The sequence below is a fragment of the uncultured Gimesia sp. genome (assembly GCF_937919775.1).
In the GTDB taxonomy this organism is placed as follows: Bacteria; Planctomycetota; Planctomycetia; order Planctomycetales; family Planctomycetaceae; genus Gimesia.
The window spans coordinates 1-9,241 of the sequence record NZ_CALFPF010000227.1 but is presented as its reverse complement, the minus strand read 5'-3'; the positions used below and the strand labels follow the sequence as shown (position 1 = coordinate 9,241).

General features: G+C 51.0%; 6 protein-coding genes. 2 read left to right on the top strand and 4 right to left on the bottom strand.

Annotated features, from left to right (window positions below; all coding sequences use genetic code 11):
• Window positions 1-267 precede the first annotated feature (267 nt).
• The 4 genes from Q0294_RS06010 to Q0294_RS05995 form a co-directional block, all read right to left on the bottom strand.
• Window positions 268-807 (bottom strand): hypothetical protein, encoded by a 540-nt coding sequence (locus tag Q0294_RS06010; protein ID WP_299461924.1) that lies wholly within the window; start codon window positions 805-807, stop codon window positions 268-270.
• Window positions 808-889: 82 nt separating this feature from the next.
• Complete coding sequence (locus Q0294_RS06005) at window positions 890-4,111, bottom strand: efflux RND transporter permease subunit (RefSeq protein WP_299461922.1); 3,222 nt, start codon at window positions 4,109-4,111, stop codon at window positions 890-892.
• 77 nt (window positions 4,112-4,188) lie between these two features.
• On the bottom strand, window positions 4,189-5,670 hold the full coding sequence (locus Q0294_RS06000; protein WP_299461920.1) for an efflux RND transporter periplasmic adaptor subunit: 1,482 nt from the start codon (window positions 5,668-5,670) through the stop codon (window positions 4,189-4,191).
• Window positions 5,671-5,834: 164 nt separating this feature from the next.
• On the bottom strand, window positions 5,835-6,284 hold the full coding sequence (locus tag Q0294_RS05995; RefSeq protein WP_299461918.1) for a hypothetical protein: 450 nt from the start codon (window positions 6,282-6,284) through the stop codon (window positions 5,835-5,837).
• Between the two features lie 354 nt (window positions 6,285-6,638).
• Between Q0294_RS05995 and Q0294_RS05990 the strand changes: the two genes are divergently transcribed.
• Entirely contained in the window at window positions 6,639-7,607 is a 969-nt protein-coding gene (locus Q0294_RS05990; protein WP_299461916.1) for a C-terminal binding protein, read from the top strand.
• A gap of 153 nt (window positions 7,608-7,760) precedes the next feature.
• On the top strand, window positions 7,761-9,241 hold a 1,481-nt coding region (locus tag Q0294_RS05985), incomplete at its 3' end, for a hypothetical protein (RefSeq protein WP_299461915.1).

The window sequence follows — 9,241 nt, the reverse complement described above, 5'->3', positions numbered from 1 at the left end:
TTTTGAATCGTGTGATCAGAGTTGATCTTCGAAATCGACAGGTTGAAATCGGTAAGTAAACAGGCCTGATCGTCTCTACCGTCTGAACTATTTGTGTGAGCACCCCGGCAATCCGTGCAGGGAAACTGACAGATTCCTCAATTTTTTCCCAAAGAGGGTCTTTTTCGTCGATGTGATGCAGAAAAACGCAGCTCAGACTAAATAAAAAACGCCGCGCAATTGTGATTGCGCGGCGTTCTTCAAATTAGCTCGTTATCTGAATGTCAGTTAATGAGCGTGTTTGTGGTCGTGGTCATGATCATGCACAGAAATTTCTCCGCTGTAGGATTTCCCGTCGATCTCCAGCACCAGCCGTGCAGTGGTCCCCTCTTCGTCTAACACTTCACCTAAAGTTTTCTCCTGAGTGCTGAACCGGGAGGACTGGCCTGCAGGATCAGTCGACTCGGGTGCAGCCGCCAGAGTAAACTGTGCTCCCTTGCCATCATGCTTGGCATTGATCAACACACTTTCCGCTTTGATGGGCACGCTCTTTTTCGCGGCGCTGTCCAGAATATAAATCGTGACAGAACCCGTTTTCTCATCATGCACCAGTTCCGCATGATAGGCCTCTTTTCCCAGTTCAATCAGCGAACCGTGATGCGGCCCCTCGCTGGGATGGTCGTGCCCGTGTTCGTCCATCGTCACATCTTCAGGAGCGGCTTCATCGAACGTTTTCGTCCCCTGCTCTGTTTTGTTCTCACAGCCAGCTAAGGAAAAGCTCACCACGCAGAGCGCCATTGTTAAGAGAGTTGCAAATCTGTTTTTCATCATTCAAATCCTTTTTCGAAATTATCATTCAGTTTTTTTTAAGACAACATTTCACAGTAAATCTGTACTATCACTTTCTCCACTAAGCGGGAGTCGAAACTTCTTCGTGTACTTCGATCAGCGGGATATCAATTGAACTCTGCGCGACAATTCTGGCTCCTTCTTTCCGACCAAAGCTCCAGAACAAAGCCGGCCGGATAAAGAATTCCAGAATCGTACTGCTGAGCAACCCGCCGATAATCACCGTCGCAACCGGATACAATATCTCTTTCCCGGCTTCCCCTTGAGACATCGCCAGCGGAACCAGCCCGATGCCCGATGTGAGTGCCGTCATCAGCACCGGTGCCAACCGTTCCTGACCGGCTCTGATTATCATTTCGCGGGTCCAGCCTTCCCCTTCATACTTCACGAGATGCAGATAATGATTCAACAGTAAGATTCCATTGCGGGATGCAATCCCCCCCAGCGAAATGAAGCCCACCATCGCTGCAATGGTCAGAGTCTGTCCGGTCACCACCAGTGCGATCACAGAACCAATAAAGGCCATCGGCAACGCCGCCATCACCTGCAATGAAAAATTAGCCGACCGGAACATCGTAAACAACACCAGAAATACTCCCAGCATCGAAACCAGAAAGAGTGCCGAGATCATCCGGGACGCAGACTGCTGATTCTCAAATTGACCGCTGTATTCCACAAAATAACCGGCTGGCATGGCAGCAATGATCGGTTTCTGTTTCTCCTGAATATCTTTCACGACATCAACCAGCCCGCGGCCCGACACATTACACTGCACGATGATTCGCTTTTGAACTTTCTCGCGGTTGATCGTGTTCGGCCCCGAAGAAGCGCTGATGTCGGCTACCGACGAGAGAGGCGTGGTGCCACCGTTGGGCAGATCAATCGAAAGTCGTTTCAATGCCTGCAGGTCTTCCCGATATTTCTCATCCATGCGAATCAACAGGTCGAACGTGCGCTGCCCCTGCAATACCTGGGAAACCACCAGTCCATTCATGGCCGTTTCAATATACTCATTCACATAAGCGGGGGTTAAGCCATACAGTTCCAGTTTGTCCCGGTTCAGTTTGATCTGAAGCTGGGGGATTTCGACCTGCGGTTCCACCAACACATCGGTAACACCGGGCACGGATTTCATGACCCCTTCCATTTTTTGGGCGGTGTTTCGCAGCACGGTGAGATCTTCGCCATAGATTTTGATCCCCACCTGCGCTTTGACCCCGGAAACCATGTGCGAAATCAAATGTGCCAGCGGCTGTTCGACCGAGATCACAATCCCCGGAATATCATCCATCGACGTGCGGATATCATCGAGAACGGTTTCACGACTGCGGCCCGAATCCGGATCAAACGAGATAATAAATTCCGAGATATTTACCCCCTCGGCGTGTTCGTCGAGTTCGGCGCGGCCCGTTCTGCGGGAGAAAGCGGAGACCCCTTCGATTTTTTTCAGACGATCCATCACCGTTTCTGAAATCTCGTTCGACTTTCGTAATGAGGTTCCCGGCGGTAAAACTACATTCAACTGTGCCACCCCTTCATTAAAGGGGGGCAGAAAGTCACGTTCGAGTTGCATGAGAAACAGAAACGCGACAAAAACGCTAGCGACGCCCACCAGTAACAGAGGTTTCGATAACCGAATGCTGAAACTGATGACATAACCGGCGCCCCATTTCAATAAACGCAGCAGAGGACCGTCCTGATGCGCCTGATGTTTTGACTCGGAATCAGGACTGACGGGTGAGCCGAATTTTTTACCCAGTAACCAGTAGGAAAGCACGGGCGTTAACGTGAGTGAAACAATGAGTGACGACAGGATCGAAACAATATAAGCCACTCCCAGCGGTGCAAACAGACGACCTTCCATGCCCGACAAAGCAAACAGCGGCAGGAACACCAGCACGACGATCACCGTACCAAACACAATCGAGTTACGGATTTCACAGCTCGCTTGAAACACGACCAGCAGGATCGGTTTCGGTTTTTCCACGTAACGATTTTCCTGAAGCCGTCGAAAAATATTTTCGACATCAACGATGGCATCGTCCACAAGTTCGCCAATCGCCACCGCCAGGCCTCCCAACGTCATCGTGTTGATCGAGAATCCAAAGATGGCGAAAATGATCGCCGTAATCGCGATCGAAAGCGGAATCGCCGTCAAAGTGATAAAGGTCGTTCGAAAATTCATCAGGAGCAGAAACAGAATAATCAATACCAGAATGCCGCCATCCATCAAGGCATCGATGACATTCTCAATCGACCGGTCGATGAAAGATTTCTGAGAATAAAGTTCCGGTTGAATGCGGATATCAGCGGGTAATGAGGGTTTGAGATCTTTGAGCGCCTGCAACACATCCAGGGTCACGCGTCGCGTATCTGCATCGGGTTGTTTGTTGACCGTCAGCACCACTGCCGACCCTCCGGAAAACGTTCCATCTTCCTGTTTGACGAATGCGGAACTGTCTCCACGTTTGACCTGGGCGCCTTCAATGACTTTTGCAACTTGTGAAAGCACGATCGGCCGGCCTTTGGGCGTGGTGATCACCACTTTTTCCAGATCTTCCAGTGTTTGAATTCGTCCCAGTGCGCGAACCAGAAATTCATTGGGCCCCTGTTCATCCAGATAACCGCCGGTGGCGTTCTGATTGCTCTGTTCGCAGGCCTGTCTGACATCGTGCAGCGTGATTCCAAATTTCACCAGTGCTTCCGGGTTGACGAGCACCTGAAACTGTTTTCGCCCGCCTCCCATCGTGAACACCTGCGACACACCGGGAATCGTCAACAGACGCTGGCGGACAACCCAGTCTGCTAACGTGCGGACTTCCAGCGGCGAGGTTTTATCATCCTCACTCCACATGCCCAACATCATGATCTGTCCCATGATTGATGAGATCGGCGCCAACTGTGGTTTCACGCCATCCGGCAGACGATCCGTGACGAGTTGCAAGCGTTCGTTAACGACTTGCCGATCGTTGTAGATGTCGGTCCCCCACTCAAATTCCACATAGATGATGGAAATACCGACCCCGGAAGAACTGCGTACGGCCTGCACGCCGGTCGCACCGTTCAACGTGGTCTCCAGTGGAAACGTAATCAAGGATTCCACTTCTTCCGGAGCCATGCCGGGCGCTTCGGTCATCACCACCACACGCGGACGATTCAAATTGGGAAAAACGTCGATGCCCATGCTGAACGCCTGCCAGGTTCCAAATCCGATCAGGAACAACGAGAACGCCAGCGTCAGATGTCGCTGTTTAAGGGCAAAACGAATAATGGCATTCAACATATTACTATTCCAGACAGTCGGCAGAGTTTCAAAATAGACAATGAGTGATCAGAGACGGTGTCGCATCCGCGGCACGATCAATGATTGTGCCCGGCATGCGGATCGACGCCGCCACCAGCTTTGTTTTTCAAAGCCATCTGCAGTTGATGTGCTCCGGCAAGGGCAATTTTGTCGCCCGGAAAAATGGAACCGTCATTTTGAATCACCGCCCATAACTGATCCTGGTACAGAATATGTACCGGGCGTCGGTCAAAGTGATCGCCGTTCTCTTGAAACACGAAATGTTCCGCCCCTTCGCTGGCAATGGCTTCCACGGGAAGGACGATCTGTTTGTCCCATGTCTCCACGGGAATTCGCAACTGCATCCGCTGCCCCGGCTTGAACAGCCACGCGATAAAACGGATTCCGTTTTTTCTGGTATTGTCATATTGAATCTGATTGGGCAGATCGACAAACACCGAAAAAGTTCTGACGTCGGTTTCGATCTGATTGTCCAGATAATCAATTTTGAGATTGTCGATCAGTTTCTTCGCTTTGTTATTCACTTCCCGAATGGCCTGTACGGGCCACTGATTTTCCATACAACGCGTGATTTCATCTGCTTCCTGCTCGAAGGCCTGACCTTTGAGATACAGTTCGCTGTAGTTCGCTAAAACGCACAGCGTATCTCCTGCCTGCACGAAATCACCTTTACTGACATTCAGCGATTGCACCACGAGCAGCGACTGCCGGGAGGTAACCGTCCGATCTTCCGATGCGGGAACCTCAGCCGAAATACGACGAATCTGCATGTTCGGTAATTGTACTTCACCAGAATCATCATGGATTTTCGGGACATAAATCTGGTGTTCTTTGATCAGATGCCGCGTATTATCGATCTGATCAACCTGCGATTCACTGAAACCATGCAATAACAGTGCTTCCCGTTGCGATTTTAAAATCGCTTCGAGTTTTTCTTTGGCGTATTCACGTTCCAACAGTACCTTGCCGGCGATTGCCCCTCGATTCGTGATATCCTGCAGCCGGAGGATTTCCTTATTTTCCACGTCGAGTTCCCCCCGTGTTTTCAGATAGGCGGCCTGTGCCTGCACGAGATCTTCATGGGTGAGACGCATTTTGAATAATTCCCGACCAGGCTGTACCGCTTCGCCGGCACTCACGTTGACGTTCATCACGATTCCCGTCATCGGCGCCACGATGCTGATTCTGGTTTTACCGGGACGTTCAACCACGATTGCGGGAATTGAAATCGTGCGCGTGAACGATTGCAGCTTGACCGGGATCAGCTTTTCTGAAGTCAGCCCGATATTTTTCCGGGCCTGAGCAGACAGTTCCAGCGAACTGGCTTCGTCGTGTCCAGCATGATCGTGATCATGATGCTCCTCATCGGCATGCGCGTCTGCAGGCTCCTTATTTTTTGTCTGCTTGTTTGCTGTTCCGTTTTTTTGAGTCCAGCCCTGGACCGCAGGCAGCCACTGCTCACGAGAACTCCAGGCCAGGAATCCCGCCGGGATCAGGATGACGCAAGTCAGAATCAGTTTCCAGTTTTGTTTCAGCATTGAATTATTCATCACGGGCCTCTAACCAGGCAGCGCATCTGCATATCAATAGTGCGCAAGGGGAATCGTAAGTTTCCGAGTCTGCTTTGTGGAATTTTGTGCTAAGAAAGCGATCGTGTCAGCACAAACGGAGCAGCGGAGTGACGATCAGAGAGCAGCGGCGCTTATAGCAGCCAGACTGTGGTTTGTGCCTGCGCGCGCACGCCCGGCACCGCATATGCTGAGAGGCAGTTGATCTGGAGCATCGCCTGGATATACTGTTTTTCCTGCGAGGAACACAGCAGATCCAAAGGGGGCAGCAGGTCCACCAGTTGAGGTGTGACCTCGAGAACTTTTACAGACGCTGATGTCAGATAGGAACAGCGTCCTTCCAGACAGGGTTCCGATTCCGGGTTGGCCGGAAGTTCTTCCGTCATCCCTGCGGAATGTGGATGATCTGCGGAATGGTCATGTCCGTGATGGGCGTGCTCTGCTGCATGTCCGCACAACGCAACCGGCTGGCAGGCATGAGGTTGTCCCGTATGACAATCGTGCGCATGATGCCACCCACAACCCAGCAAAGTGTGGGACAGCATGGAAAGCTGCATCAGAATGACTGTCAGACTTTGGTACATAAAAACCCTTGCAAATCGTAATAATTCCAGTGGAATCATGTCACTAAACAGAGAATGTGTCAAGATCTCTCTTTTTTATGCAAAACCGGGACCACAAAACACGTGCTTTCGAATATAGTTCGTAAGTCGTTCTTAAGCATTGTTTTAGAGAGAATAAATAAACACAGCACTCAACTGCGGCCTCGTTGATGTTGTTCTAATTTTGAATGCACTGTCATCAACCTGACTCTCAGAATTCTGAAATCGTTCGCTCCCTGAAGATTTCCAGGAGGGATAGACTTGTAAACCGGTTTAAAAAGAACGATCCTGAATGAACGAGCATTCAAACATTTTCACAATGAAAGGGAGTGATTTGTGTCTGCGACCTACCGTGTTTTAATTACTGATCGTGCCTGGCCGGATTGCGAGGTGGAACGCAAAGAATTAGCGCTCGTCGATGCCGAAATCATCGAAGCCCCGCCTGGCGCCGATGAACAGACACTCGTCAAATATGCCACCGGCGTCGATGCGATCGCCACATGTTGGGCGCCCGTGACCCAGGCCGTGATTGCCGCGGCCCCCGATTGTAAAACCATCGCGCGTCTGGGAATCGGATTGGATAATATCGATGTGAAATATGCCACTTCCCTCAAAATTCCGGTTACCAATGTTCCCGATTACTGCATCCCGGAAGTCGCCGATCATACGCTGGCGCTCATGCTGGCCAGCCTGCGAAACGTGGCTTTTTTTCATCATCAGACGAAACAGGGGATTTATAATCTGTCGGCGGCCCCATTACCTCGCAGGGTCAGTGCGCTGACGATGGGCGTGTTCGGTTTCGGCCTGACGGGACAGGCGGTCGTGCAGCGCGCCCGTGCGTTTGGAATGCACGTCATCGCCACAAATGCCTCCGGCAACGATTATGGCACGGGCACCACAATGGTGTCGTTTCAAGAACTACTCCAGCAAAGCGATGTTATTTCCATTCACGCGCCGCTGACAGAGGCCACGCATCATCAGTTTGATAAACACGCATTTTCACAGATGAAATCCACCGCTTTGATCATTAATACTTCCCGCGGAGGCCTGATTGATTTTGCTGCCTTGAAAGCGGCGATTAAAAATGAAACTATTGCCGGAGCCGCACTGGACGTATTTGACCCGGAACCCCCCGATCTGGCTGATCCGTTTTTCCAGGATGAACGGGTGATTGCGACCCCTCACGCTGCCTTCATTTCGAAAGAATCACTGGACGAACTTCGACAGCAGGCAGCCCGTCAGGTGGCAGATGTTCTCGTGGGGAGGAAAACCACTAACGTCGTAAACCCGGCAGTATTTGAATAATCAGTACCATCCGCATAAAGATGTAGAAAAATTGCATCACTGAATCAGTGAAACCCATGAGGACTGCTTTTGTATGAGCTAGGCTAAATGTAGCTGCCTTCTATATTTTAGCTTAAAAACAGTCTGAAAGGTTATTGATTCAGGTAAGAATGGATGGACCCCAATCGTCACTCTCCCCAATCTGAGTTGGAACAGAAGACGATCGCATCGCAGTCCGTTACGGATTCCGATTCGATTTGTCAGGCAGAGCGTACGCCCACGACACCCGTAAATGAAACTCCTCTTCCTGAGAAAGATTCTGATTTGATCTCTGCTGAAAACCTTCGAGTAGAAGAACTGCAATCAGAACTCCAGGAAAAAGAACTACTGGTGGCCACGCTCACAGAACGCCTGGAGATGGTTGCCGAAAAACTGGATCGCAGTCGGCACTCCCATGAAGTTTCAACAGCGACCGAGAATCTTCGATTAATGGAATTGGAAACGGAACTGCTGGAAAAAGAGCAGTTAATTGCCAATCTCAAACAACGCCTGACGCAAGTCGCAGAAGAACTGCAGCGCAGCCAGCGTACCAATGAGGAGTTGACCACTGCGGAAAATCTTCGTGTCCAGGAACTCGAAGCAGAACTGCAGGAAAAAGAACAGTTGGTCGTAATCCTTACGGAACGGCTGGAGCAGGTCGCCGAACAACTGGACCGCAGACATCGCACCGGCGCCGATCGCGGGATGACGATTTCCGGCGGTATTCCTCCCGAAGTCATCGAAGAACAACAGAAACTCTCACATGATCTGCAAGCGGTTCTGGAACAATGGCAGGGAATGGAAACAGAGAGTTCCCTGGCAAGAATCGAACTGCAGATCTCGGAACTCAAACGGATTGTTGAATCCGGTTTTGAAAATGGCGCGGTGGCCTCCAAACCGTCCAGTCTGGTCGAATATTTAGCATCACCAACTCTCCAGAGTTTCGCAGAAGAACCAGTCAGTCCGGAAGAAGCAGAACAGCCAGAGGAGCCATCCGTCAGCGCTCCTGCGCAGCACTCGTCCGACACTGGCTGGGAAGCAATGAAAGCGAAACTGCTTTCCGGTCAGGGGGTGAATGTCTCCAAAGACCTCGCCAAAAAATCAGCCATCACCCCGCCGCCCCGTCCACCAGAACCTGCACCAGGAAATTTCAGTGCAGAGCAGTCCGGTACTGGCGGCCGCAGCCTGGGCAGCTATAAACCCGCTTTACCAGCTGCGCCGGCTGAAGTCGATTATGAACAGGCAACACAAGATGAGTTGTTCCAGGCCATCCGAGAAAGAGATCAATACATCAGCCTGTTAATCAAACGGGTGCGCGAAGCAGAAACGGCGATCATCCCTGTGAACTGGGAGCAGCTGAATAATGCCCCTCAGGAACTGCTTGATAAATTACAGTCACTGCACCACGACCTCGAACATAACCTGGGTCTGGCGGAAGTGGAAATCTCGATCGAACGCGCCAGACTCTCGCGCACGGAATCAATGCTCCAGAATCGCGAAGCGCAAATTCGCAAGAAAGAAAAACAACTCGGGTTGAATCTGGAAAGATCCGAAGACGTGGTGGTGAAAGAACACGCGCTGGACGAGGATCGCAAAAAGAGCTGGCTCGGTTTTCT

Excerpts from the sequence above, each read along its gene's own strand:
- Q0294_RS06010 (WP_299461924.1), bottom strand. The coding sequence starts at position 807 with ATGAAAAACAGATTTGCAACTCTCTTAACAATGGCGCTCTGCGTGGTG.
- Q0294_RS06005 (WP_299461922.1), bottom strand. The coding sequence starts at position 4,111 with ATGTTGAATGCCATTATTCGTTTTGCCCTTAAACAGCGACATCTGACG.
- Q0294_RS06000 (WP_299461920.1), bottom strand. The coding sequence starts at position 5,670 with ATGCTGAAACAAAACTGGAAACTGATTCTGACTTGCGTCATCCTGATC.
- Q0294_RS05995 (WP_299461918.1), bottom strand. The coding sequence starts at position 6,284 with ATGTACCAAAGTCTGACAGTCATTCTGATGCAGCTTTCCATGCTGTCC.